This is a genomic window from Gillisia sp. JM1 (assembly GCF_000424645.1).
In the GTDB taxonomy this organism is placed as follows: domain Bacteria; phylum Bacteroidota; class Bacteroidia; order Flavobacteriales; family Flavobacteriaceae; genus Gillisia.
The window spans coordinates 81,367-106,020 of record NZ_AUKH01000007.1; the positions used below are offsets into that span (position 1 = coordinate 81,367).

Consider the following 24,654-nt stretch of genomic DNA (forward strand, 5'->3'; position numbering starts at 1 on the left):
TAATATGCCAACTATAAGATACTGCTTAATTCCAACTGCTGTACAGCGAGCAAATAAGGTTAGAGAGGCGCAACTCTTCCTAAGATATTCACACAGAAGTAAAATGGTACATTTCTACACAAAGAAAATTATACCCTTAGATTGTTGGGATAAGAGAAACCAACGAGTCAAACGTAATTACCCAGGGTATCTGAGCACGAATGTTTATTTAAGCAAATATAGTCAGCGAGTAGAGGATATTGTAAACACAGCTTTTATTGAAGAAGTGGATCCTACCGTATCTTTTGTAAAAGATCAATTCAATGGCAGATATAAATCGAAAACCGTTTTAGAGAGTCTGACTTTTTGGGATTTTGTAGATAAATTTATGGATAAAGCGGCCAAACGCTTAACTAAAAACACCAACAAGTCTTATAGAACAAGCTTTAAAAATTTAAAGAAGTTTGAGAAACATGCCAAAATGAAATTAGACTGGCAAAATATAGATATGGATTTCTATTATGATTATCAAGATTACTATTTAAATTTTCTTGATCTAAAAATGAATGGTTTCGGTAAAATAATTAAACTCCTTAAAACTGTTCTTAATGAAGCTACTGATCAAGGCTACAATACTAACAAAACCTATAAATCTAAAAATTTCAAAGTATTGAAAGAGGATGTGGACAACATCTACTTAAATGAATTGGAGTTGAAAATTTTATTAGACTTAGATCTTTCAGATGATAAGAAACTTGAAAAAGTGAGAGATCTCTTCATTGTTGGTTGTTACACAGGAGTACGTTTTAGCGATCTCGGACAATTAAACCATCAAAATATTAAGGGTGAAATGATCTATATAAAAGCCCAGAAAACTGGTAAGGATTTGGTGATACCTATTTTAGGAGAAACAAGGGCAATAATAGATAAGTACGATGGCTACTTGCCAAAACCCTTTACCAATCAAGTAATGAACCGCTATTTAAAAGAGTTGGGGGAATTGGCTGGTATTGATGGTGATTTTAACACTTATAACAATAAGGGTACGGAACGATTAAAACACATTCATAAGAAGTGGGAAATGATATCGACACATACTGCTCGTAGATCGTTTGCAACAAATATGTATTTGAGAGGATGGCCTTCTATACAGATTATGAGTATCACAGGTCATTCCAGTGAAAAAGTATTCATGACTTATATCAAAGTCTCTCAGGAGGAGAATGCCAGACTAATTTTAGAACTAAGTAAAAATCATTAAAATGAAAAATAGTGAAATTGTGAAAATTATCGATGACCGTATTGAAAATATGGGAACAAAAGGAGTTTATTATCCCAGAAGAATTAAACCGAAGTGGAATTCATTAACATCGGATAAGGAAAAATTGGAGCTATTTGAGAAATATGTTACTTCTAAAGAAGCCTCTATTGGTTTTCGGAGTCTGGTCAAAAAGAATTTATGCTCGAAAACCCTTGAAGCAATCCTTTTTGAGAATCCTGAAATTGTAGAAAGCTTGAACGAAAAAGATGTCATGACCATTTGTATGGATAAGTTTGAAAAATATAAGAATGGTGAAGCTTATCTAAAGCAAATGAAAGTTTCATCGAAACAAATAAATGGCTAAATAATGGTACTGCCTTTTGTTTTAAGCAGCTTTTAGAATTGTTTAGTACATTTACCGTCAGAAAATATTGAGATTAAGTAATAGCGTTAGCTATTTATACTTGTAGTTAGAAACCGCCAATTTTTAAATACGCACAAGTTAAATGGACAGACGCTCACGCTTCGGCGTGGGCTGTGTTTATTTGTGCGTAGGTGCTTGGCGGTACCTTAACTACGGTAAGCTGCAGTTCCACGCTTTTTATTTTATAAAAACTTCTATTTGGAACTGGTGGAATTAAAACTTTACCAATGAAAACCGGTCAATTTATACTCCTTCTTTGTATAGGTGTTTTACTAGCTTCCTTTATTACGAATCCCGACAGGGAAAAACACGCTGAAAATGCTACAGAAATGTTATTCCAATTAAATAAGGAAGAGGATAATTATGGGATTTTGGGAGGTTTAATTTCAACCTTCTCAAAGGAAACTGTGAAAGCGAATATTAAAATAAAGAACTACTACTTGTTTTCCAAATCATATATTTATTCCCCCTCTAGGGATAAAAGACTAGATCTTGGTCTGGGGATATTTGGTCAAGTAGTTCCACTATCCCACTCGGAAGAAATTGAATCTTTTCAGAAATTGCCAGCTAAAAGCACCTCCTCTAAAATTAATGAGAGTTCAGGGGTGGTTGAGAAGCCTAACAACTCAAAAATGGAAATTCTGAATGAAAATAAGAAACCTTCTCATGAATCCGAAGAAGCTATGGAGAGTCTTTTGAATGGTAGAGAAGTCGAAAATAGGGAAAACCCATCAGGTTATTACGACAATTAGGTTTAAGTAATAGTTTCTTTCAGTGCCTTTTTATTATAGAGGAACACACTCAAAGAAACTTAGGCTAATTAGCTTACTAAAGAAATACGACGTAACCTCTATTAAAGCTGCATTTTTAAATGCGCAAGTACTTGACGATTGTGAATTCCCTCCTAACAAATTAAATACGCAACAATTATCTACTTAATTTTATTTAATCATGTATAAAAACCTGCCGTATATCGTTAATCGCAGACTGGAAGACTTCCAACCTTATGAAAAAGAAGCCTACTTTGAAAGGTATCGAAAGAAGCGAAAATCTGTCTTCACAGGTTACCTACTCTTGATTATCTTGGGATGTCATTATTCATATATCGGAAATTGGAGAAACCAAATTTTATGTTGGATAACTTTTTGGGGATTGTTGCTTTGGTGGTTTGTCGATTGGTTCAGATTACCAGGTTTAATTAAAAGTTATAATGAAGATCTAGCTTGCGAGCTACTGAAAGAATTTAGTTGGGTTCAACAAAAGAAGATTAATAAAATAACATCTCAGAAAGATAATAATTTTTCTCAATGGAAGAAATCAAATCCTACTGGAACTTTAAATGATTATTACAAGTCCAACAGTAGATAAAGAAAAAAGATAACATAGTTGTATTTCTGGAATATTCGGCTGAATGTTATATAAACATTCAGAATCATGAGAACACTATCTATTGACAACACCTTAGAATTGTATAAAGCCTACAAGGATTTGAGGCGATCTAAACTAAGTGATCAACTTATCGCAGAACAATTAAAAATCGATGAAATACAGTTAGGCTATATCATTAGCCAGTATGAATTTCAATCTAATTTAGAATATCATATTGCAGAACAAGGTGGAACTTATTTCTTTGAAGGTGATTTCTACCTCAGCAAAGGAGTGATGAGTACTATTCCAACTAAGGAAATAGCAGAGATTTTAAACTTCACGAGGAAATTGGTCAAACAACATAGTGGAATTGATTATCTACAAACTTTCTACAGTATTGATCAGGATTGCAAGTTGTTCTTTATTGATAATTTGAATACAGAGATGATCCAATCAGGAGGATTTAGTGTTTCAGATAACTATGCTACTTTAATCCTTTCAAGCGAGTATTAATTTTATTTGAATAAACAAAAAAGTTTCACGGAAGTTGCGAAGCAACGAAGGTGGTACTTTTTTGTTATAATTACTTTTTTAAGAAGTATTCGACTTTAGTTGAATGCTTCTTTTATTATTTCTAGTTCAATCATTAGTTAGCTATTTAGTTATAAGTGTCTATTTGGTGGAAATGAAATGGCTGTATGGTGTAATTAGAATGGCTATTTGGGTTAATTAAAGAATTAAATTCTCTTCAAATAATGATTAAGAAAAAATTAGAGTGGCTATTTGGGGTTATTGATTAAAAGTGGGGAATGTTACACAAATAAAAAAGGGAGAGATTACTTTTAGCGTTGAAGTCTCTCCCCTATCAAACTTTCAGAATATGTGTAAACTTCATCCAAAAAATAATGGAAGGCAACTCAGCCTTGTAATTCCCTCAAAAATTTTATCAGAAACCTCTCTCACCTTCAACGATAAAATTCTGCTGGGTTTTGATTGTGCTCTTTCTAATAAACTCGGCTATAATAATTACACCAACAATCATTTAAGCTCTTTCCTTAATTTGCATATAAATAGTATTTCAAATTCCAGAAAAGCATTGGTGGAAAATGGATATCTATTTAAAACTGGAAGGAAATATCACTTATCAGAGAAATCATTGAAAATTTTAGAAGGCGATAATCAAATAATTTATCTTCCATTTGCAGTTTATAATCTCAAAACAATAAAATCAGGAGAGAAATTGTTGTGGGGTCTGTATAATTCAGTTAGTAGGGGTTTTAAAGACTATTTTGCTAAAAGGTTAACTACCGCAAATAACCTGTCTATGAGTGTAGAAACTGTAACAAAATATACTAAAGCACTAAATCAGGCTGGTCTTTTAAAATTGTATACGCACAATTCTGGTTACTGTTCGAATCAAACTGTCATAGTTACTTGTGAAGTATTTAATGGTGAAATATCTACTGAGTTAAATAGAACTAGAGATCATCGTGGAGATTGGATAAGATCTGCAAATTTTATAGAATTGAAAAAACGTTGAGGTTCACGACGAACCACAAATACATCTTGAATTAGCTTGTTTTAATTGGTGCTCCTTAACTAATTTAATATGCGCTCCAGATTATGCTAACGAATTATTATATATTAGCTTCACGAATATTCTCACCTCTGCCCTAATCCATTGAGTAGTGAAATAAAAAAATCTGTATGCTTAATGAGGCAAAAACAAGAAAAGAAATAATTGACCACCGTCTCAAACAAGCTGGATGGAACGTTACCGACCGAACTCAGGTTGTAGAAGAGTTTTATATTTCCGTTGAGAACAATTTTATAAGTGAACCAACGAAGTCATACAGTTCTGAATTCAGCGATTATGTTTTACTAGGGAAGAACGGTAAACCTCTTGCTATTGTTGAGGCAAAGAAATCAACTGTGGATGCAAGAATTGGAGAAGAACAAGCTAAACAATATTCTTACAATATTCAAAAGCAATATGATTGTGATTTACCCTTTTGTATGTACACAAATGGGAATGATATTTATTTTTGGGACCTACAGAATTATGCGCCAAGGAAAATATTTGCATTTCCGACAAGAGCAGATTTGGAACGAATGGTTTTCATTCGCAAAAACAAGAAACCTTTAGCTGATGAATTAATTAATACTAGTATTGCTGGCAGACCATATCAAATACAAGCCATCAGAGCTGTATTTGAAGCTATGGAAGAAAGGAAAAGAAAATTCCTTTTGATTATGGCAACAGGTACGGGCAAGACAAGAATTTGTATTGCAATGGTTGACGGTCTAATGCGAGCAGGTTGGATTTCAAGGGTTTTGTTTTTGGTTGACCGAATTGCATTGAGAGATCAAGCAATTGAAGCATTCAAAGAAAATGCACCACAATATTCTGTCTGGCCACATACTGACGAAACCAAATTAGCAACTGACAGACGGATTTATGTTTCAACATATCCGACGATGCTAAACATTATTGAAAATGAAAAAAAAGGTTTGTCGCCTCACTTTTTTGATTTAATTGTGATTGATGAAAGTCACCGTTCGATTTATAATGTTTATCAAAATGTACTGAACTACTTCAATACAATTATTCTTGGACTAACTGCTACTCCTACTGATGCAGTTGATCACAACACTTTTCAACTGTTTGAATGCGAAGATGGACTTCCAACCTTTGCTTACACGTTTGAAGATGCCGTGAACAATATACCTCCTTACTTGTCAAATTTTGAAGTAATGAAACTAACAACCAAGTTTCAGCAGGAAGGAATTCATCTTAATACTATAAATGAAGATGACCAAAGAAAATTAATTGCAGAAGGCAAAGACCCAATTGAGATAAACTTTGAAGGAACAGATATTGAAAAGGCTGTAACCAATAAGGGAACAAATGCTTTAATTGTTCGTGAATTTTGGGAGGAGTGCATAAAAGACCCAAACGGAGTTTTGCCTGGCAAAACTATTTTCTTCTGCATGACAATGAAACACGCTAGAAGGATCAAAGAAGTGTTTGATCAATTCTATCCGCAGGGTGCTGGAGAAATTGCCAAGGTAATCGTTTCAGACGACCCTCGAGTGTATGGCAAAGGTGGTTTGTTGGATCAATTTAAAAATAACGATTTCCCAAGAATTGCTATTAGCGTTGATATGCTAGACACTGGAATTGATATTCCAGAATTAGTAAATTTAGTTTTTGCAAAACCCGTTTTCTCTTACACCAAGTTTTGGCAAATGATTGGTAGAGGAACTAGAATATTAAATGCTAATCAACGAAAAAGTTGGTGTCACGATAAAGACAAATTCCTAGTCATTGACTGTTGGGATAATTTTGAATACTTCAAATTAAATCCGAAAGGTAAGGAGAATAAAACGCAAACAGCTTTACCCGTTCGTTTATTCAAAATGCGATTGGAAAAACTGAAAATTGCTCTCGAGCAAAGTTCTGAAATTGCAACCTCTGAAAAATTAGAGTTAGAAAAACTGATTAACTCTTTACCAAATAAAAATGTAGTTGTTCGAGACAATGCATCCGATTTGGAAAAGGTTTATGAAACAAACTTTTGGGATGAACTGAGTGAAGAGAAAATTCAATTCCTTGACCAAACTATAGCTCCTATTTTAAGAGCACTTTCATCCGTTGATTTCAAAGCAATGCGTTTTGAAAAAGACATTGTTGAGTTTTCTATTGCTCAACTAAATAGCGAAAGTCAAGACCTTGAAAATTTAAGAGAACTTATCGTCACCCAAATAGCCGAATTACCTTTAAATATTGGTGTTGTTGCCAAAGAAAAGGAAATCATCAACCGTGCATTGAAGAATAGTTTTTGGGCAAATCCAGCTGAAAGCGACCTTAAATTGATTATTGATAAAGTTGCTCCTTTAATGAGATACCGCCAACGTTTTGATGGTGGTGATGAACAGGAAAGTCTCAATCTAATAGATGTGACCTACAAAAAGGAAATGATTGAATTTGGACCAGAAAATGAATTGGTGAGTGTTAGCCGATACAAAGACATGGTTGAAGCAATGGTGCAAGAACTAGCTGAACAAAATCCAATTTTGAAAAAGATCAAATCTGGTGATAGAATTACAGAAGATGAGTTGAATGTACTGGCTCAAATGATGAACGAGAAAGACCCCTTCGTTACTGAAAAATTGTTACAACGTGTTTATGGCAATCAGCACGCCAAGTTCTTACAGTTTATCAAACACATTTTGCAAGTTGAAATAGTCCATTCATTTGAAGAAACCGTGACTTTAGCTTTTGACGAGTTTATCAAATTGCACAACAACCTTTCAAGCAATCAAATTGAATTTATGACGGTATTAAAAAAATACTTAATTGACAAAGGGAAAATTGAAAAGAAAGATTTGATAAATCCACCCTTTACACAATTGCACCCACAAGGTATATTAGGTGTGTTTTCACCACAAGAAATTGAAGAAATAATAACAGTTATTCAACGAATAGCAGCATAACAAATAATTATACAGACAAATGTTATCAAACGAATTAAAATCAAAAATCAATAAGCTTTGGGATAAGTTTTGGAGTAGAGGTATCACTAACCCTATTACTGCTATTGAGCAAATCTCTTATTTGCTTTTTATGAGGAGAATAGATGATGCAGATGCGCTGGAAAAAGCAAAAGCAATTTTCGCAGAGCAAGAGTATAAATCAATTTTTGATGACAAGGAAGATTGTCGTTGGTCGCATTTCTCTCAGCTCGACCCTGATACTATGTTGGAGGTAGTTTCTAACAAGGCATTTCCGTTTATAAAAAATCTCAATGACCCTTCTCAACCTTATTCAAGGTATATGGAGAATGCCATGTTTATCATCAACAATTCTGCACTGTTGGATGAAGCCGTTAAATCCATTGATGAACTTTTTCAAGACATAAAGCAACAGCAAGACGAAGGACAGCAATTTCAGGATACTCAAGGAGACTTGTATGAATACCTTATTGATGAAATGGGTTCTGGAGGTAAAAACGGTCAATTTCGTACTCCAAGACATTTGATCCAGTTAATGTGTGAAATTATTGACCCAGACTGGACAGATAAAATTTGTGACCCAGCCTGTGGAACAGGTGGTTTTTTGGTAGGTGCTTATCAACATGTTCTAACTAAATACACCAGCCCTAAAGAAATTATTGAAGATGAAAACGGTTTGAATCGATTCAGAAGATTTGGAGGAGATAAAATAAGTAAACAAGAAGTATGGGATAATCTCTGGGAAAAATCATTTTATGGTTTTGATGTGGATCAAACAATGGTTCGAATTGGTTTGATGAACTTAATGCTGCACGGCATCAAGGTTCCTCAAATTGAAAATACAGATTCACTTTCCAAAAAATATGACAAAGAATATAAGGATGGAGAATATTCGGTGATTTTGGCTAACCCACCATTTACAGGTAGAATTGATAAAGGCGGAATGAGTGATAAACTCAAAATTACGGGCACCAATAGTGAATTGCTCTTTCTGATACGTATTTCCAAAATGCTTCGCCCTGGAGGGAAAGCTGCCGTAATCATTCCTGAAGGGGTATTGTTTGGAGGTAGTACAGCACAAAAACAAACAAGAGAAATACTATTGAAGGATAACCAGCTAGAAGCCGTAATATCTCTGCCAAGTGGAGCCTTTAAACCCTATACTGGAGTTAAGACGTCCATTCTGGTTTTCACCAAAGCCGAAGAAGATAGCTCCAAATGGCATACCGAAAAAGTATGGTTTTATGATTTAAAAAATGATGGGTATAGCTTAGACGATAACAGGAGGAAATTGGCCGAAAATCCTCTGCCCATAGCAGTAGACGCCTATAAAAACAGGACAAACCAAACACCCATAGAAAGAACCAATCATTTTTATGTGCCATTATCCGAAATACAAGATAATGGACTCGACCTGAGTTACAACCGCTACAAAAAATTTGAATACCAAGAACAAACGTATGAGCCACCTCAAAAGATTCTGGAAGCGCTTTTTATTTTAGAAACGGAAATCGAAAAGGACATGAAAGAACTTAAAAATTTGATTGGATAATGGTAGGTGTTCTGAAAAATATTGCCAAAGTGACTGCTGGAAATTCAGCACCTCAAAAGGATAAATTCTCTGATGAAGGAATTCCATTTATTCGTGCAGGCAGCTTGGAATTTTTAGTTCGAGGAATACCTATTGATGAATGTGAAAAAATTGATCCTTTATTTGCTAAAGAGAAAAAAATGAGACTTTTTCCCAAAGGCTCTATTCTTTTTGCCAAGAGTGGTATGTCATCTAAAATGGGGCGAGTTTATGTTTTGCCTGAAGATGCTTATATAGTTAGCCATTTAGCAGTTGTCACAATTACAAGTAAGCATGTAAACAATGAATATGTTGCATTCTACTTTAATTACAGACCTCCATATCATTTGATCAAGGATGATGCATATCCATCTATCAGTGTTACAGATATAGAAAATGTTGAAATCCCTCTTCCCGACCTTGAGACCCAAAATAAAATTGTAGCCATTTTAGACAAGGCAAAAGCCATTTTAGATAAGAGAGCAGAAACTATAACCAAATATGATGAATTGCTGAGGGCTACTTTTTTGGAGATGTTTGGGGATGTTTCGAATAATCCTAAAGGATTTGATAAAAAGCCACTGAAAGACTTTGGCCAAATTATTACAGGAAATACACCTCCACGCAAAGACAAAAGCAACTACGATTCAAACTTTATAGAATGGATTAAAACTGACAATATTACAAGTCAAAGTCATTTTTTAACTCACGCTTCTGAGTATTTATCGGAAACTGGATTTGCAAAATCAAGATATGTCAATGAAAATGCACTGTTAGTTGCTTGTATAGCTGGTAGTATTAGTTCTATTGGTCGTTCGGCAATCACCGACAGACGAGTTGCTTTTAATCAGCAGATAAATGCAGTTGTTCCAGCGAAAGATGTTTCCATTTTTTTTCTGTATTGGATGTTCAAAGTTTCCGCTGAATATGTGCAATCCTATGCCACTGGCGGTATGAAAAGATTGCTTACAAAAGGAGAGTTTCAAAAGGTTCCATTTATAAAGCCTGACTACAATGAGCAACTACAATTTGAAGAAATCGCCAAAAACTACTCGGTTTTTCAACAAAAACTTTTACAACATCAAACGCAATCAGAAAATCTATTAAAGAGCCTATCACAACAAGTGTTCAATGAAAGAATAATTGTGGACGTAGATGCTGAATTAGAAGCCTTAATTAATTCCATTGATTTAGATAAGAATGATGAAGAAAACATGATTAGCAGTGTTGTCAATGATATCACTTTTATTCAACGATTAATTGACCGTCTAAATGAACAGGAATTTGAGGATAAATCTCAATATGATAAAGCTAAGTACATTCTTTTTAAAGTTATGAAGGAAGAAGAAAATTTAGTGAAGCAATTATTTAAGGATAACAAAATACAATTGACCTTGCAAAATGAAACTACTTAAACTCAAAATAGAGAATGAAGACGGTTTCAGAAGCTTGCAGCAAGGTTTTGAAATCAATTTTCATTCGTTAGCTGATACTGAAGCAATGGAACAATTTCGTCCATTCTGCTTTGCAGGTTTAAATGGTAGCGGAAAATCCAATGTGCTAGAGGCATTGGCAAATATTTTCTACCATTTAGAGGTTTGTGTTGCTAAGTATTTACCCGAAAGTATTAAAGACCCCAAGAATTTTAATCGCAATGATTGCACCCCAGATGCATTTACATTAGAGTATTTGATTGGGCAGCACAACAGAAAACAATACACCCTTTTTTACTTTGATAAAGTTGTAATATCAAAAAAAGCAGGAGAAGAGCCTGGTATAAGAGTTTATGGATATCCTTTTAAGGAAGAAAGCATAATAATACCTAATCCTGAAACTACTAAACAAGACAAAAAGAATGGCATAGTAAATTCATCAGGTAAAATACTTGAAGAGCAAGATAAAATGTACCTACCTGCTTATATCATTGGCTATTCTTCAGGTGAGAACGAAATTTTAAGTTTACCATTTATAAAAAGTCGTTTATTACATTTAGACGAATATAAGCAAGCAACAAAAAATGAACATCCCTCATTTGATGAGCCTGAAAACAGCTTGATTTATATCGACAATAACATGAGTCAGGCAGTGCTATTGGCATGTTTACTTTTTGAAAATGAAGAAACGCTTGCCCCATTAAGACATATAGACAATACCGGGATTTTAGGGCTGAGAAGTTTCAGAATGAATATTCGCCTACACGATTTTGAGTTTCAAGATGAAGAAACCAAAAAGCCGACTAAAGCTGCAATTCTTAAGCTGCTTGAGCAAAATCAACTGGATGATCTTAAAAAATGCGCTACCTCTTGGTTTTTAGATCATAAAACAAAAACACTTTGGTTAGATTTTTATATAAGTGAAGCAACTAAAGATGCTTTCAAAGAGTATTTTCATAGCAACTCTTTAGAGTGCTTTCAATTTTTCAGGCTGCTTTATGAATTGAACAATCATTTTGTTGATGAAGAAACGAAAGTTGATGTATATCGCTCCAAAGGGGTTTACACTGACGGGAAATTGCCAGCCGGTAGTCCCCGTCAAGATGTATTTCACTTTTTAGATTTCTATATCACCAAAGAACTTAGAACAGGTAAAGTCAAAGATTTGCTTCTGAGAAGTTTTTCAGATGGAGAACATCAGTTTATTCATACTATGGGAATTTGTTTATTGCTCAAAGACAAGCGTTCTCTTTTGCTTTTAGACGAACCAGAAACACACTTTAATCCTAGTTGGAGAGCCAAATTTGTCAAAGTCTTGAATGATAGTATTTCATCAGGAACCCCAAAAGGTCTACCCAATGGAGACTTCAATGTTCATCTGCTCAAAGACGTTTTACTGACTTCTCATTCACCATTCATTATTTCAGATTGCTTGCCTGATAATGTTGTGCTTTTTGAGAAGGATGAAAGTGGAGATACGACGGCGAAGAAAGCAAGTGAATTAGGGATTGACACTTATGGAACATCTGTAAATCTTCTAACTAATAGAATCTTTAAAAACAAAGAGACAATTGGCACTTACGCTATGTCAAAAATGACGGAATTCAAAAAACGTTTCGATAGTGAAGAAAAAACAGAAGATTTAATTGAAGAATTGAACAATGAATTTGGTGATTCAATTGAAAAGCTAATGCTAATTAAGGAAGTTACAGATAAGAAGTAGGTAAATGATAAAACCATATAATTATTCATATTCCAAAATTCAGAAGGTACAGTCATTTGTTAATCACGTTATGCTTGATGTGATTTTTAATGCTAAGAATATTGGAGCACCAACATTCAGTTCTGCACTAGTATTGCAGAAGTATAGGAATCTTATTGATGGCATCAATACAGATTATGTTTTAACTCCATTATCAGAGGCTTACATAATTTGTAAAACACTTGATCGTAGGCAAATTAAACTGTTAAAGACCGCAGTTCACAACAACAATAAAATTAGAGAGTTGTGTAATGGAGATATTCAGCCTGTAAAATACTGTCACATTGAAGCCGTAGATATCAATCTCAAAAAAGCAATAAAAACCTTTTGTAATTGTCTTTATGAACATTGTATAAAGCTCGCACCATTTTACAATGTATATGAAGACATAAACACATATTACAAAACAGTAGTCAAAAAATCTTCAGTTTGTAAATGTTGTGGCATCAATAAAATACTAACCCAATTTCATACTCACAGAAGTGCATTAGACCACTACTTACCTAGAAAACATTATCCTTTTAATTCTTTGAATTTTAAAAACCTGATTCCTATTTGTGACAATTGTAATGGAAAGTACAAACTTAGTGAGGACACTCTCTATATTACAAACAATAAAGGCAAAAGGAATGAAAGCAAAACAAGGACAGTTGCTTTTTATCCATATAGCAGAACAACGCACGATATTGAAATTGATATAACATTTAATAAACCGTTTGATTCAACAATAGAACCTGAAGACATTGAAATCGACCTTACAAGTGCTGGCAATACAGACAAAGTAACTTCTTGGGACAGAGTATTTGGAATAAAGGAGAACTTTAAAGCAGAGTGTTGTACTGACGAAATGAGGATGTACTATGAAGAACAATATATTGCTGATATGAATTTTGGCAAAACGCACGAACAGTACATTGATATATTAGAGAGAAATAAATATGGTGATATGAATTTTTTGAAAATACCTTTTCTAGAGGCAATTAATAAATAACGGAATGAGGGGAAGATCATATATTAGATGAATTCCAAATTTTAGATAAATAATTATTAATTTTTCAAATTACCTTTTTAGAGTAAGCTTCTCATAGTACCACAAATTTTCTCTGGGATTTAAAGTATACTGCCGTTTTTCAATGTAATATAATTTAGAAGCTATAGAATACGCTCTAGTTTTCTTGAGACAGAAGCTAGAAATTGTATGTAAACCGAATATAAATTGATTAAAAGTCTATATTGATATTAATATAACATTTTGAGTATATTGCTAAAAAACAAAGCTATGAGCAAAGAAGATTTTGTGCAAGGTTCTCTGTTTGAAGAGGATTATTTATTGAGAACTCTAGGGGGACTTGCAACTTCTGCTGAGATTGCTCTTACTGAGTTAGTCGCCAATGCTTGGGATGCAGGAGCAACTATTGTCGATATTTATATTCCAAATGAATTAGGAGAGGATTTAATAATTGAGGATAATGGAGTTGGTTTGACGAAAGCCGAGTTTTATTCACGGTGGATGAAACTTGGATATAACAGATTAAAGCATCAAGGCAGAAAAGTTACTTTTCCAACAAATGTGGATTTGCAAAGATATGCTTATGGTAGAAATGGCGTAGGAAGACATGGTATGCTTTGCTTCAACAATGAATATAGAGTAATAACATCAAGTAATGGTAAAAAATCAACATTTACTATTACAACAAAAAGCGAAAAAGAACCATTCATAATTAAATCTGAGAGTTTTGAAAAAGCAAAAAAATCTGGGACTAAATTAATTGTGGAGATACATAAGAATTTACCAAAATCTGAACATATTTTAGAAGTGATATCTGCAAGATTTCTACATGATCCTAAATTTAAAGTTTCAATAAATAAACAAAATATTCAATTGGAGGAACATAAAGGATTGATCTTTTCCAGAGAAATTGAAGTGGATAAGATCAAGCTGAAAATTCATTTAATTGATGCAAAAAAATCTAGAAAATCTACTATATATCAAGGAATTGCATTTTGGCAAGCAGGTCGATTGGTCGGAGAACCATCTTGGATTGTGGGTAAAAATATGGTTTTGGATGGCAGAACGAAACAAGCTAAGAGATATTCCGTAGTTGTGGAAACGAAAGATTTAGCTGAATTTATTAGAGAAGACTGGACTGGATTTAAAAACCAAAATTCTCTGGATAATATTTTCGATAAAGTAGATGAAGTAGTGCAAGAAATGTTTTCAGAAATTGCTCGGGACAATATAGGTGAAACAACAAAACAAATTAAAAAAGAATATAAAACTGAATACCAAGCTCTGAGTCCATTAGGAAAATATGAATTTGATGAAGCAATTGAGCATTTAACCATTAGCAATCCAACTGCTCGTCAAGAATCTGTAAACTTAGCGGTAGAAACCGTCCTGAATCTTGAAAAAACTAGGAGCGGAAGTGAATTGTTACAAAAAATTTCTCTTTTCACAGATGAAGATATAGATGGACTAAATCAATTATTAGATAAATGGTCAGTAAAAGATGCGTTAACTGTATTAGATGAAATTGACAAGAGAATTTCAGTTATTGAGGCTATTAGAAAATTAGGGAATGATAAATCAGTAGATGAATTACAGGTTCTACATCCATTAATTGCGAGTGCGAGATGGATTTTCGGACCTGAGTTTGACTCTCCGGAATACGCATCTAATAATCAATTACATACGACAGTTGAGAAGGTTTTTGGTAAACAAATAGATAAAACACTGTTCAACAATCATAGAAAAAGACCGGATATAGTAATCAAAGGAAATTCTACTTTTTCAATTACTGGAACTCAAACTTATGATGTCGAAAGTGGATTAAATACAACCGACAAAATTTTAATTATAGAATTGAAACGTGGTGGCTTTACTTTAGGAAGATCAGAGAGAGATCAGGCCGTGGGTTATGTTGAAGATTTTATGAATTGTGGAACAATTATCGGCACTCCTAATATTAATGCGTTTATTGTAGGGGAAACTTTTAATGCAAAGATTCAGCCTATCCATACGATAAAAAATGAAAATGGAGTAGAGAAAGGTAAAGTTCAAATATGTTTATTCTCACAAATTGTAGATTCTGCAGAATCTAGACTATTCAACTTGCGAAAAAGACTTAATGAAAGATATGAAGATATTACTGGAATAGAACTATATAATAGGCAAGAAAAATTAGCTATGTAGTTAAGCACTATTCCCAACGTTGGTTACCTAAAATAAAGCTCAATCTAGTAAAAAGTGAAGTTTTAAACAAAATAACTAAATTGCAAAAACGTATCCATAGTTTACGCTAATTGTCATTAATCATACCCTTAGCAACAAGCAAATGAAACACATAGATAACATCGAAGAATTAGAACAGAATCTGGAAACAGTTGAGTTTTATCTATCAGAAGGAACAAATTCTGAAAATGATAAAACAATAAAACTAATTCGTGCTGGAGCTTGTTTTGTAGCTTACAAAATTAGCGACGAACTAAGGTTTGCACCAAGTAGATTTGTGGGTTATAAAAACAATAAATTAGAACAACACCTAAATTCGGAAAAAGACGGGCGTGAGACAAATGTTGTTATCGAAAGATTGATGGACAACAAACTCGGAACGAATGAGAAGTTGGAAATTTCATTTCAGAAATATTGTCTAAATCTCGGAATAGAACCGCACAAAAAAAAGAGAAAATATTGGAAACACAATTTATCTCAAGAGTTTAAAGCGAATGTGAACTTAGATGGTGAATTTCCCGAGGGAAAAATATCTGAACGAAAACATAAATATCGTGAGCGGAATTCAAAGGTTGCTCAGATTGCAAAGCAGAATTTTAAGAACCAAAATGGTCGTTTGTTTTGCCAAGTTTGTGAATTTGACTTTGAGCAGGAATACGGAGAAATTGGTGCAGATTTTATAGAAGCCCATCACACGATTCCAGTTAGCGAAATGCAACCAGGGCATATAACCAAAATTGAGGATCTTGCAATGCTTTGTCCGAATTGTCACAGAATGGCACATAAAAAAAGACCTTGGTTGAAAATGACGGAATTGAAACAATTGCGTAAAAATGCTAATGGTAATATAAATTAATAAAAAAGCTGGCTATCAAATAAAAATTCTCAATTAGGTAATATGTATCAAGAAAATCAGACGATAAGAAAAAGTTCCAGTATTCAAGTATTTTAAAATAGAGAAAATCTTAATAATCGTATTTACTTTAGAATACGCTTAAGTTTTTTCAAGTTCAGTGAATTACAGTGATGATTTTTTCTTAGAATCCTAATATTTAAATAGTGCTATTTACTCCAAATTACTATGAAGCAGTCTAAATTGATTAGCTTCTGGAGGCACCACCTTAAAACCCCCTGACATTTGTCTCGGTGTTTTTTAATTTGTGCATTATCCATATATTATTATCTCGTTTAAATGAAAGAAAGATACATCGAAAATAGACTAACAATCTACAATTACAATAATGGAGATATTGAGTGTCTTGACTCTACCTTAAATCTTGCTTATATTTAAAATAAAAAAGACTTATGAGTGTGAAATTTACTTTTGGCAGCTTTTGCTGCACAGCCGGCAAAGATTGCAGTAGAGTTAATTGTAACATCCCTTTCCGAAGCTCGCTAAGAAACAAGTATACTATCTTTATATCTATTTATGCTTGCCACAGCCTAGGCTCGTACTTTGGGGTATAGTTTTGTTATAATTTAAAGTTGACCGCTTAAGGAAAAAAGTCTATTTTTTCGAAAAGTTTTGATCTTTAACGGGCGAGAGCCTTATCAGCTCCCCTTCTTTATAATCTGTAAGTAAATATACCGAACCATCCGGAGCTTGAATAACATCTCTAATTCTCCGGTGAAGCCATATACGTTCTTCTTCACTTACGTTATTGCTAACGATATTTAATACCACGAGTGCCTCCGAGTTAAAGCTTCCTAGAAGTGCATTTCCATACCAATCTTTAAAGAGCTTGCCTGTATAGAAAATAAGCCCTGATGGTGAAATTGCTGGATGCCAATAATATATAGGCTTTTCATACTGCGGCTGAGTATCATGATGTGGTATGGGACTTAAATTGTAGTGATATCCATTACTCACTATAGGCCAGCCATAGTTTTTCCCTGGTAAAATAATATTTAATTCATCACCATGATGTGCACCCATTTCATGGCTAAATAGTTGATTTGTAAAAGGGTGGAAGACAACTCCAAGCGGATTGCGGTTTCCATAGGACCATATTTCAGTCTGAACACCTTTGCTGCCTACAAATGGATTGTCATTTGGAATGCTTCCGTCTGAATTAATTCTAATTATCTTACCTAAATTAGTAGATAAATCCTGAGCAGGTTCTGAACGCTGACGTTCGCCTGAAGTAATAATTAGCTTGCCATCTGGAGCAAATAAAAGCCGACCGCCAAAATGCCCTCTTCCAATGGTCTTTGGCACTTGTCGCCAAATAACCTCTAGGTTTTGTATTTCATTGCCCACTAGTTTGCCCCGTGCAACAGCACCCCCTTTTAGAACAGAATCACTAAAATCATTAAATTTTCCAAGTCGTAGATCACCCTCATCTCTTTCTATGTTTGGTTGCTTTTCAGCTGCTTCTGAATAGGAGATATAAATAAGATTGTTTTTAATAAAATCAGGATCAAGCTTTACGTCCAATAACCCACCCTGTGCATGATATTCAACTGTGGGTAAACCTTTTACAGACTCTAATAATTTGCCCTTAGAATAAATTCTTAAACGTCCTGGTTTTTCTGTGATAAGCAAACGATTGTCTGGAAGCCACGTCATACCCCACGGTTCTGCCAATGTGGCAAGATGCTCAACTTTAATGTCTCCAGATTTTGATTTTATAATTTCAACAGTATCTTTTCTGCTAGCCTGAGCAAAAATATCATTGCTTGTACAGATAATCATAAACATACATATTATGAGTGTAAATACATTTTTCCTGCTTGCACTTTTATCCTGACTGTTTAACATATTTTATACGTGTTAGATGAATTGATTAGTATCAAAAATTAAATTGCTTCCACTGGAGCATGTATAATTATCATTTGAAATTATTATTGTTCGAGATCAATAGAGTCCCAAGCGTTTAACAAATAGAAAGATGGTTTTGTATCTCAAGGTTATTTGAGGTGGCTAAATAACCAATAAACCTTTCACTTATTTCAAATGTAACGCTGTATCCCAAATTATCTCCAAGCTTGGCTGTTAAGTTTTTAATAAAATTAATAAACAAAAACAAGCAGCTAAACATCAAAAAGGCTTTAATAATTGGACCCATTTGGTCTCAAGGTTATGCTGTCAGGTGGTAAAAAGTCAGTATGCGGGCGATATCAACAAGAGATTATGTTCCGTCCCTGGCAATCTTAACTATTTAAGCATACAAATGACCCTTAAAAAACCACACTCAGTTAGTAGAACAAGAGATGGGACTGGCAAGTTTGGGACAGCCAAGACTCAATTTGAAGTATCCCAAATTTCCGCACCGCATTCTCGATAAACTGCATTTAACTTGGATTACGTTTTTTAAGTTCTGGTTTCTTTTTGAACCTCCTTTCGTAACGGATAACCATGCTTTCCAGTTTCTTACTTTCAACCGCCACTAGTTGATCTGCTATGATAACACCTCCCTTTGCTGTAGCACCTATAACGATACCTGCAGATATAAGGATAAAGTTTTTGATGATGTACTGACCCAAAAGGGTGGGAACCAAGAGATTTCCCTGAAAGGTCATTTCAGGGAAAAGGATTAATGGGGTTAGAGTACCCACCATCTGAAAATAAAGGAGAAGGAGCGTAAAGGAAAGAAATTTTTTAGTGATCAGACCAAAACCAATCAAGCATTCCCAAACCGCTAAGATTTTCATAGATATAGCTGGCTCTAAAAACCCGAAGGTCAACTTTAAAATAGTATTACCTCCCAAGGTTTCCGCAGCACTCAAATCAGGAAGAAATTTAAGCGCACCAAACCAGATAAAGATAATCCCCAAGGAAATGCGCAGAAACATTATTCCGTGCCGCGCTATCCATTTTATGGAATCTTCCTCTATGGTTCTGATAAGATTAATAAATTTGATTACCATGATTTATATTTATTGATTTGTTTCAGGAAATATAAGAGCCACCGCAGCTCAAGGTTTTTAAGACTTAGTTAAAGTTTGTTAATCGGTAGGCTCTTCAATATTAAATGATTTTAACAGTGTCTTAAACGATTGGAAAAAGAGACCCGACTAAGAGTAAATGGCCTTACAAGAAACTGATTATTAAAAAGAAAAGCAAAACACAATTAGAGGACTGAAGCTAAAACAGCGGATTGAAAAGTGTACATGATTATGGATTAGATAGTGAGTTTGGTATTGAAAAGTATGCAAAAGCAAGGCGCAATCACAATATTTATCATTAACCTAAAAAAAACCCTTAAATTAGAAGGATAATGCAGATTATCAAATTATAACTTTTTAGAACGAACAGGTCCTCCAAAGTTTTAATAGGAAATAAAAGTTTTACAAAAATAGATTTGAATAAAAAAAGCGATTAAATAAAAATCAAAGTTTTTTTAATTTTCTACACTATGCATTATCTCTATATTATTTATTCTGAAAAACTTAATAAATATTACTCGGGAGAAATTTGATTAAGTGATATTTATTGGATCAAGTCCAAAAGTTGTGGGATTTCGAGATTAAACTAGAGGCTAAAATGAATACAAAGCCCTAAAAATCTATTTTCGATGCTTATCGGTGATCTCCTTTAATTTTTCTACATTTAAAGGTTTGCTCAAAAAACCTGACACTTCTTTATAAGATTCAGCTTTATCTCTATCTGAGTAAGCAATGGAAGATGTAACTATATAAATGATAGTTTCTTTAAATAAATTTGGCCTGTATGGAATTAAACTATCTAAGAATTGCCAACCATCCATTTGTGGCATATTAATATCCAGAAGAATGATTTCTGGGAGCTTTTTGTCTGAATTCTTAAACTCCTTAAAAGCCTCTATCGCATCGTTGTAAAAGTAAATTAAATCAAACTCCGTAGTTCGTTCTATCACTTTTTTAATAATAAGCTGATAAATTTTATCATCGTCTATTACGCAAATGCTCTTTTTCATTTAAAATATATTTTAAATACACTTTCTACGCCAACTTCACTTTCCACTGCTAAACTACCTCCAAAGCTTGTATCCACCTCTCAAGAATTTGGAATTTGGGAGATGTTTTATACAAACCGAAAATATTGTCAGCCTTCCGCTCCAAAACTATCCCATCTCCAGAATTGTACTATTATTTACTACTTAATAGAGCTCCTCTAAAATATGATTGAAAGTTTCAGTAGTAAAAACACTTGAAAATGAAGCCCGAGAGTGTAAGGCTAAGCTGCACAACCAAGATTGAAGCCGGATTTGGATCAGCTCTTTGAACTCAAGTAAGATTTAAGATCCTGGAGTCCTTTTTCCCAACCCTCACGATGTACTACCAAAGCTTCTTCATCCATCAGGTTTTTCTGATTGACGTGGATACGGCTTCCGTTGGAAGTTTCAGAAAATTTCACCTCCAACTTGTACAGGCTATCCTCTACAGCATTTTTCGGCAAATTAAAGTTCCAGCTATAAACTAGCAGCTCATCATCAATCACTTTCTCGTATTTCCCCTTGATAAGAAGGATTGGTTCTTCCCCTTCTACGCCTGCTTCATAAAGGACTGAACCGCCGGGAGTGACATCGTTCTCCACTTTAGTAAGGAGATTACCCATAGGCTTCCACCACTGTTTCAATGACTTGGGATCTATCCAGGCCTTATACAACTCCTTCACCGGCACCTCAAATTCCTTCTCAACCTCAAATGATAATTCCTTATTCTTATCCATAATTTTTAATTTAATTAATTTTTTTGCTGTTTTTTTTTTACTCCTTTTTAACTGTTTACCAATCCCGCCAAAATTGGCCATGATCGCACCCTTTTTTGGTTCAGGTAAGTGCAAGTCTTTCTCTAAGCGTATAAAGCAAACTATTAGAGAAGTGCAATATTAATGGTTTCAGCATATCACCAATTGCTTCGAGAACCATATTCTAGTTACTAGTCGAATTACCCGCGTCGACAGCTTATTTCCGCTCATCTATACCTTTAATAAATAATGTTTGAGCAAGGTGAATCAATTCTCTTAAAATTAAAGAAATCAAACTTTTAATAAGTTATCGATATGTTAAATTACCTGTGAAAAACAAATATTAAGAATTGTTTATATCTATAATTAAACAAGATCAGTGAAATTTTCAGTTATCAACACTAAATTCTCAGAAGGAAATATTGACGATGAATTTGTTTTTTTATCCGATGCCATGATCATTTGAGAAAAATTTTATCGCTGAATATAAACTATGCCGCACTTATTAGCGGAACAATTTTATAAGCAGAGAAATATGCTTGATTTAGAGAACAACTTAGAATTGTATATATAAGAGAAGAAAGCGCAGAGCCAGCATTGAAAATAGTTATCCTGTGAAATTTAAAAAAGACTAAACAAGCTTCTATCTATACTTATTAATTATTTTTTTAAGACAGTCTGCACTTACAGGCTTGCTTAAAAACCCAGATATCTCATCAAAAGAATTTGCTTTCTCTCTGTCGGAATTAGCTATAGAGGAAGTAACTACATAAATAATTGTTTCATTCTCAAAATTGGGCCTTAGTTCTATTAAACTTTCTAAAAACTGCCAGCCATCCATTTGTGGCATATTGATATCTAATAAAATTAATTCCGGCAGGACAACATCAGGATCTTTGAAATCTTCTAACGCATAGATCCCATCATTATAGAATTTGATGGTTTCAAACTGAGCTGTTCGTTCAATGATCTTCTTTATGATCATCTGATAGATCATATCGTCGTCTATTACACAAATGCTCTTTTTCATTTAAAATATATTTTAAATACACTTCCTACGCCTACTTCACTTTCCACTGCTACGCGGCCTCCCATAGCTTCTATTTGATTGCGGGTAATAAACAATCCAACTCCTCGAGAATTGGGAATTTGAGTAAATGTTTTATACAAGCCGAAAATCTTGTCGCCATGACGCTCCAAATCTATTCCAACTCCATTATCGGCAATCTCTAAAATCCAATCTCCGTTCTCTTTATAGCCAAGAATTGAAATTTCCAATTTCCTTTTTTGCTCCCGGTATCTTATTGCATTTGTGAGAAAGTTTAAAAGCACACTTTCCAGATAGGCTGCATTAAATTTAACGATCATTTCATCTGGGACATCCCTTTTAATTATAGCACCTTTGTCGCTAATTTGCATTTCTAAAAGGTCTATTGTTTTATTTAAAAAGGCATTGATTTGTAACGGATCTATATTCAGGTCGAGATTAGTACTGATAGATACAACTTCATTGAGATCTTCTAAAGTATGATTTAAAGCATTCCCTACTTTTGAGAGTAAGCCTATATAGTTTAGCTTCTCTTCTTCCAGCGTTGTTGTATTATACAAGTTTAAGATTGCCTGAATATTACTGGAATGAGACCTTAAATTATGTGAAACTATATAAGAGAAATTTAATAGCCGCCTATTTTGCTCCATTACCATTTGGTAAGATTTATTCAAATTTATCTCGGCTTCTTTTTTCTCACTTACATCTCTAAAATTCCCTACAAATCCTTTTACGGAAGAATCTTCCAGCAAATTTGTGATCGTGGACTCAGTCCATCTCCATTCTCCTTTTTTGTTCTTTGCCCGAATTGTAAAACCAGAAATGGGTTTAGATGGAAATTTTATGGCTTCTAAAATTTGCTTATCCAATTCTGCAATATCTTTAGGGTGGATTAAGGAACTAAGATTTACTGAGTTTATTTCTGCTTCAGAATAACCTGCTATTTTTTGGATTGCAGGGGAAGAATAGATCGCTTTCCCTTTTCTATTGAAAATAGTAACAACTTCACCCCCATTTTCTACTAATGCACGATACCTTTTTTCGTTTTTCATTAGCTCATTCTGTGCAACTACTCGTTCTGAAATATCTTCAATAATTGCAATATGGGTATTCCCAGAAGTATCCTTTTTCCAAAGTGGAGAAACCGAAAGTTTAACCCAAAGAATATTACCGCTTTTTTGAATAAAACGCTTTTCTAGACTGTATTCTCTTATATCTCCATTTAATAATTGCTTTATTAACACTAAATTCTTATTAATTTCAGAAGGATGAGAAATCTCTCTAAAATTCATTCCATTTAGTTCTGATGCACTATAACCACTTAGCTCTCTAAATCTTTGATTAGTCTCCAAAAATTTTCCGGTTGCAGTTTCCACTCTTACCATTCCAACAGCTGCTTGGTTAAAAATTGTCCTAAACTTTAATTCACTTGCAGCCAACTCCCCAGCTTGAGAATTTACCAAGGCCTGTAGTCTAATAGGTTGTTTAAATAGGAGAGTTACCACCCATCCCAACCAACTGGCGATTAAAAGAATAAAAAATGCCATTGGTATAAGCTCGTAGAATGCTTCTTTTGGGTTTTTAAGCGCTATATAAAATTTCCAATCTCCGTCTGGCAGAAGAATGGTTTCTGAAATATTATATTCTATATCTAAATCATTCTGAAGGAAGAATTGTTCCTCATTAGATTCTGGGTTTATTTTAGAGAATTGAAAAATATATTTCTCTCCAGCCAGTTTATTTAATTCTGCCTGCTCTAATAAACTTTCAAGCTTTATAATGACTGCCGAAAAGCCCCAAAACTTATTATTCTTAAAAACAGGTAACCTACCAACAACTGCTGTCCCTCCTTGCAATAGATCAAAAGGACCTGCAAAATACATTTTTCCAACATCTATTGCCTTAAGTGCTTCTTTTCGAGTTTTAGGATCTTTTAAAATATCGTATCCTATAACTGCCTTATTTGCTTGATATGGATAAACTTTACGAATCACCCCTCCCGGAACCATTTGGACTACATCTATCACAGGATATTGCTCTAATAAAAGTGGAGCATATTGTTCGAAATCTCTAATGTTTCCCTCGTCATCTATAATTAAGCCCATACTTAATGCAACAGAATAACTATCCTTTAAAGAATTATTCAGGTTCTTTTCCACAAGGTCCATCACATTAATCATTTCCCTTGCTTCAGACTCTCTTATAATCTGATAACTCTGGAAAAGAAGAAAAAAACCTAATAAAAAAAGAAAGACAAACGAAAAAACACCTGCCAGAATTGGCCGGGAAAGGAAATTGTTTTTGAAACTGAAAGAACCCTTATTGCGGCTCATCTATAGTAGGGTATGTTTTTTTATAAATCTCGATAAATATATATATTTAAAAACTATA

19 protein-coding genes are annotated in these 24,654 nt (G+C 33.9%); 13 read left to right on the forward strand and 6 right to left on the reverse strand.

What is annotated here, in order from left to right; genetic code table 11:
* Positions 1 to 4: 4 nt before the first annotated feature.
* From H033_RS19255 to H033_RS0100395, 13 genes are all read left to right on the forward strand, one after another.
* Positions 5 to 1,240 (forward strand): site-specific integrase, encoded by a 1,236-nt coding sequence (locus tag H033_RS19255; protein WP_081661787.1) that lies wholly within the window; start codon positions 5 to 7, stop codon positions 1,238 to 1,240.
* Position 1,241: 1 nt separating this feature from the next.
* Positions 1,242 to 1,604 carry a hypothetical protein gene (locus H033_RS0100340; protein WP_026836536.1) on the forward strand — a complete coding sequence of 121 codons (363 nt, stop codon included), beginning with the start codon at positions 1,242 to 1,244 and terminating at the stop codon, positions 1,602 to 1,604.
* A gap of 287 nt (positions 1,605 to 1,891) precedes the next feature.
* Positions 1,892 to 2,416 carry a hypothetical protein gene (locus H033_RS0100345; protein ID WP_026836537.1) on the forward strand — a complete coding sequence of 175 codons (525 nt, stop codon included), beginning with the start codon at positions 1,892 to 1,894 and terminating at the stop codon, positions 2,414 to 2,416.
* 199 nt (positions 2,417 to 2,615) lie between these two features.
* On the forward strand, positions 2,616 to 3,032 hold the full coding sequence (locus tag H033_RS19260; RefSeq protein ID WP_034885972.1) for a TM2 domain-containing protein: 417 nt from the start codon (positions 2,616 to 2,618) through the stop codon (positions 3,030 to 3,032).
* Between the two features lie 66 nt (positions 3,033 to 3,098).
* The gene (locus H033_RS0100355; RefSeq protein WP_026836538.1) at positions 3,099 to 3,545 is read left to right on the forward strand and encodes a hypothetical protein; all 447 of its coding nucleotides are present in this window, start codon (positions 3,099 to 3,101) and stop codon (positions 3,543 to 3,545) included.
* Positions 3,546 to 3,912: 367 nt separating this feature from the next.
* Positions 3,913 to 4,572 (forward strand): hypothetical protein, encoded by a 660-nt coding sequence (locus H033_RS0100360; protein ID WP_026836539.1) that lies wholly within the window; start codon positions 3,913 to 3,915, stop codon positions 4,570 to 4,572.
* A 167-nt stretch (positions 4,573 to 4,739) separates the two neighbouring features.
* Positions 4,740 to 7,529: a DEAD/DEAH box helicase family protein gene (locus tag H033_RS0100365; protein WP_026836540.1), complete on the forward strand. Its 2,790-nt coding sequence runs from the start codon at positions 4,740 to 4,742 to the stop codon at positions 7,527 to 7,529.
* A gap of 19 nt (positions 7,530 to 7,548) precedes the next feature.
* Positions 7,549 to 9,099, forward strand: a complete 1,551-nt coding sequence (locus H033_RS0100370; RefSeq protein WP_026836541.1) for a class I SAM-dependent DNA methyltransferase — start codon at positions 7,549 to 7,551, stop codon at positions 9,097 to 9,099.
* Positions 9,099 to 10,532, forward strand: a complete 1,434-nt coding sequence (locus H033_RS20775; protein WP_051227705.1) for a restriction endonuclease subunit S — start codon at positions 9,099 to 9,101, stop codon at positions 10,530 to 10,532. The genes H033_RS0100370 and H033_RS20775 overlap by 1 nt, the downstream gene beginning before the upstream one ends.
* Positions 10,519 to 12,273, forward strand: coding sequence for a restriction system-associated AAA family ATPase (locus H033_RS0100380; RefSeq protein ID WP_026836542.1), 1,755 nt, complete (start codon positions 10,519 to 10,521; stop codon positions 12,271 to 12,273). Before H033_RS20775 ends, H033_RS0100380 begins: the two co-directional genes overlap by 14 nt.
* A gap of 4 nt (positions 12,274 to 12,277) precedes the next feature.
* Positions 12,278 to 13,303: a hypothetical protein gene (locus tag H033_RS0100385; RefSeq protein WP_026836543.1), complete on the forward strand. Its 1,026-nt coding sequence runs from the start codon at positions 12,278 to 12,280 to the stop codon at positions 13,301 to 13,303.
* A 288-nt stretch (positions 13,304 to 13,591) separates the two neighbouring features.
* Positions 13,592 to 15,505 (forward strand): ATP-binding protein, encoded by a 1,914-nt coding sequence (locus tag H033_RS19270; protein WP_034885979.1) that lies wholly within the window; start codon positions 13,592 to 13,594, stop codon positions 15,503 to 15,505.
* A gap of 142 nt (positions 15,506 to 15,647) precedes the next feature.
* Positions 15,648 to 16,400: an HNH endonuclease gene (locus tag H033_RS0100395; RefSeq protein ID WP_026836544.1), complete on the forward strand. Its 753-nt coding sequence runs from the start codon at positions 15,648 to 15,650 to the stop codon at positions 16,398 to 16,400.
* Between the two features lie 651 nt (positions 16,401 to 17,051).
* On the opposite strand, the gene H033_RS0100400 is transcribed toward H033_RS0100395, so the two are convergent.
* From H033_RS0100400 to H033_RS0100430, 6 genes are all read right to left on the reverse strand, one after another.
* Entirely contained in the window at positions 17,052 to 18,305 is a 1,254-nt protein-coding gene (locus H033_RS0100400; protein WP_081661788.1) for a PQQ-dependent sugar dehydrogenase, read from the reverse strand.
* A gap of 533 nt (positions 18,306 to 18,838) precedes the next feature.
* Positions 18,839 to 19,414 (reverse strand): hypothetical protein, encoded by a 576-nt coding sequence (locus tag H033_RS19275; protein WP_051227708.1) that lies wholly within the window; start codon positions 19,412 to 19,414, stop codon positions 18,839 to 18,841.
* Positions 19,415 to 20,052: 638 nt separating this feature from the next.
* Positions 20,053 to 20,442, reverse strand: a complete 390-nt coding sequence (locus H033_RS0100415; protein WP_026836547.1) for a response regulator — start codon at positions 20,440 to 20,442, stop codon at positions 20,053 to 20,055.
* A gap of 296 nt (positions 20,443 to 20,738) precedes the next feature.
* On the reverse strand, positions 20,739 to 21,197 hold the full coding sequence (locus H033_RS0100420) for an SRPBCC domain-containing protein (RefSeq protein ID WP_196809404.1): 459 nt from the start codon (positions 21,195 to 21,197) through the stop codon (positions 20,739 to 20,741).
* 661 nt (positions 21,198 to 21,858) lie between these two features.
* Entirely contained in the window at positions 21,859 to 22,245 is a 387-nt protein-coding gene (locus H033_RS0100425; protein ID WP_026836549.1) for a response regulator, read from the reverse strand.
* Entirely contained in the window at positions 22,242 to 24,596 is a 2,355-nt protein-coding gene (locus H033_RS0100430; RefSeq protein WP_026836550.1) for a PAS domain S-box protein, read from the reverse strand. The genes H033_RS0100425 and H033_RS0100430 overlap by 4 nt, the downstream gene beginning before the upstream one ends.
* Positions 24,597 to 24,654 lie beyond the last annotated feature (58 nt).

Coding starts and splice junctions, on each gene's coding strand:
- H033_RS19275 (WP_051227708.1), bottom strand. CDS start 19,414: ATGGTAATCAAATTTATTAATCTTATCAGAACCATAGAGGAAGATTCC.
- H033_RS0100425 (WP_026836549.1), bottom strand. CDS start 22,245: ATGAAAAAGAGCATTTGTGTAATAGACGACGATATGATCTATCAGATG.
- H033_RS0100415 (WP_026836547.1), bottom strand. CDS start 20,442: ATGAAAAAGAGCATTTGCGTAATAGACGATGATAAAATTTATCAGCTT.
- H033_RS0100340 (WP_026836536.1), top strand. CDS start 1,242: ATGAAAAATAGTGAAATTGTGAAAATTATCGATGACCGTATTGAAAAT.
- H033_RS0100420 (WP_196809404.1), bottom strand. CDS start 21,197: ATGGATAAGAATAAGGAATTATCATTTGAGGTTGAGAAGGAATTTGAG.
- H033_RS0100430 (WP_026836550.1), bottom strand. CDS start 24,596: ATGAGCCGCAATAAGGGTTCTTTCAGTTTCAAAAACAATTTCCTTTCC.
- H033_RS0100395 (WP_026836544.1), top strand. CDS start 15,648: ATGAAACACATAGATAACATCGAAGAATTAGAACAGAATCTGGAAACA.
- H033_RS0100365 (WP_026836540.1), top strand. CDS start 4,740: ATGCTTAATGAGGCAAAAACAAGAAAAGAAATAATTGACCACCGTCTC.
- H033_RS0100355 (WP_026836538.1), top strand. CDS start 3,099: ATGAGAACACTATCTATTGACAACACCTTAGAATTGTATAAAGCCTAC.
- H033_RS19260 (WP_034885972.1), top strand. CDS start 2,616: ATGTATAAAAACCTGCCGTATATCGTTAATCGCAGACTGGAAGACTTC.
- H033_RS0100400 (WP_081661788.1), bottom strand. CDS start 18,305: ATGTTAAACAGTCAGGATAAAAGTGCAAGCAGGAAAAATGTATTTACA.
- H033_RS20775 (WP_051227705.1), top strand. CDS start 9,099: ATGGTAGGTGTTCTGAAAAATATTGCCAAAGTGACTGCTGGAAATTCA.
- H033_RS0100370 (WP_026836541.1), top strand. CDS start 7,549: ATGTTATCAAACGAATTAAAATCAAAAATCAATAAGCTTTGGGATAAG.
- H033_RS0100385 (WP_026836543.1), top strand. CDS start 12,278: ATGATAAAACCATATAATTATTCATATTCCAAAATTCAGAAGGTACAG.
- H033_RS0100380 (WP_026836542.1), top strand. CDS start 10,519: ATGAAACTACTTAAACTCAAAATAGAGAATGAAGACGGTTTCAGAAGC.
- H033_RS19255 (WP_081661787.1), top strand. CDS start 5: ATGCCAACTATAAGATACTGCTTAATTCCAACTGCTGTACAGCGAGCA.
- H033_RS0100360 (WP_026836539.1), top strand. CDS start 3,913: ATGTGTAAACTTCATCCAAAAAATAATGGAAGGCAACTCAGCCTTGTA.
- H033_RS19270 (WP_034885979.1), top strand. CDS start 13,592: ATGAGCAAAGAAGATTTTGTGCAAGGTTCTCTGTTTGAAGAGGATTAT.
- H033_RS0100345 (WP_026836537.1), top strand. CDS start 1,892: ATGAAAACCGGTCAATTTATACTCCTTCTTTGTATAGGTGTTTTACTA.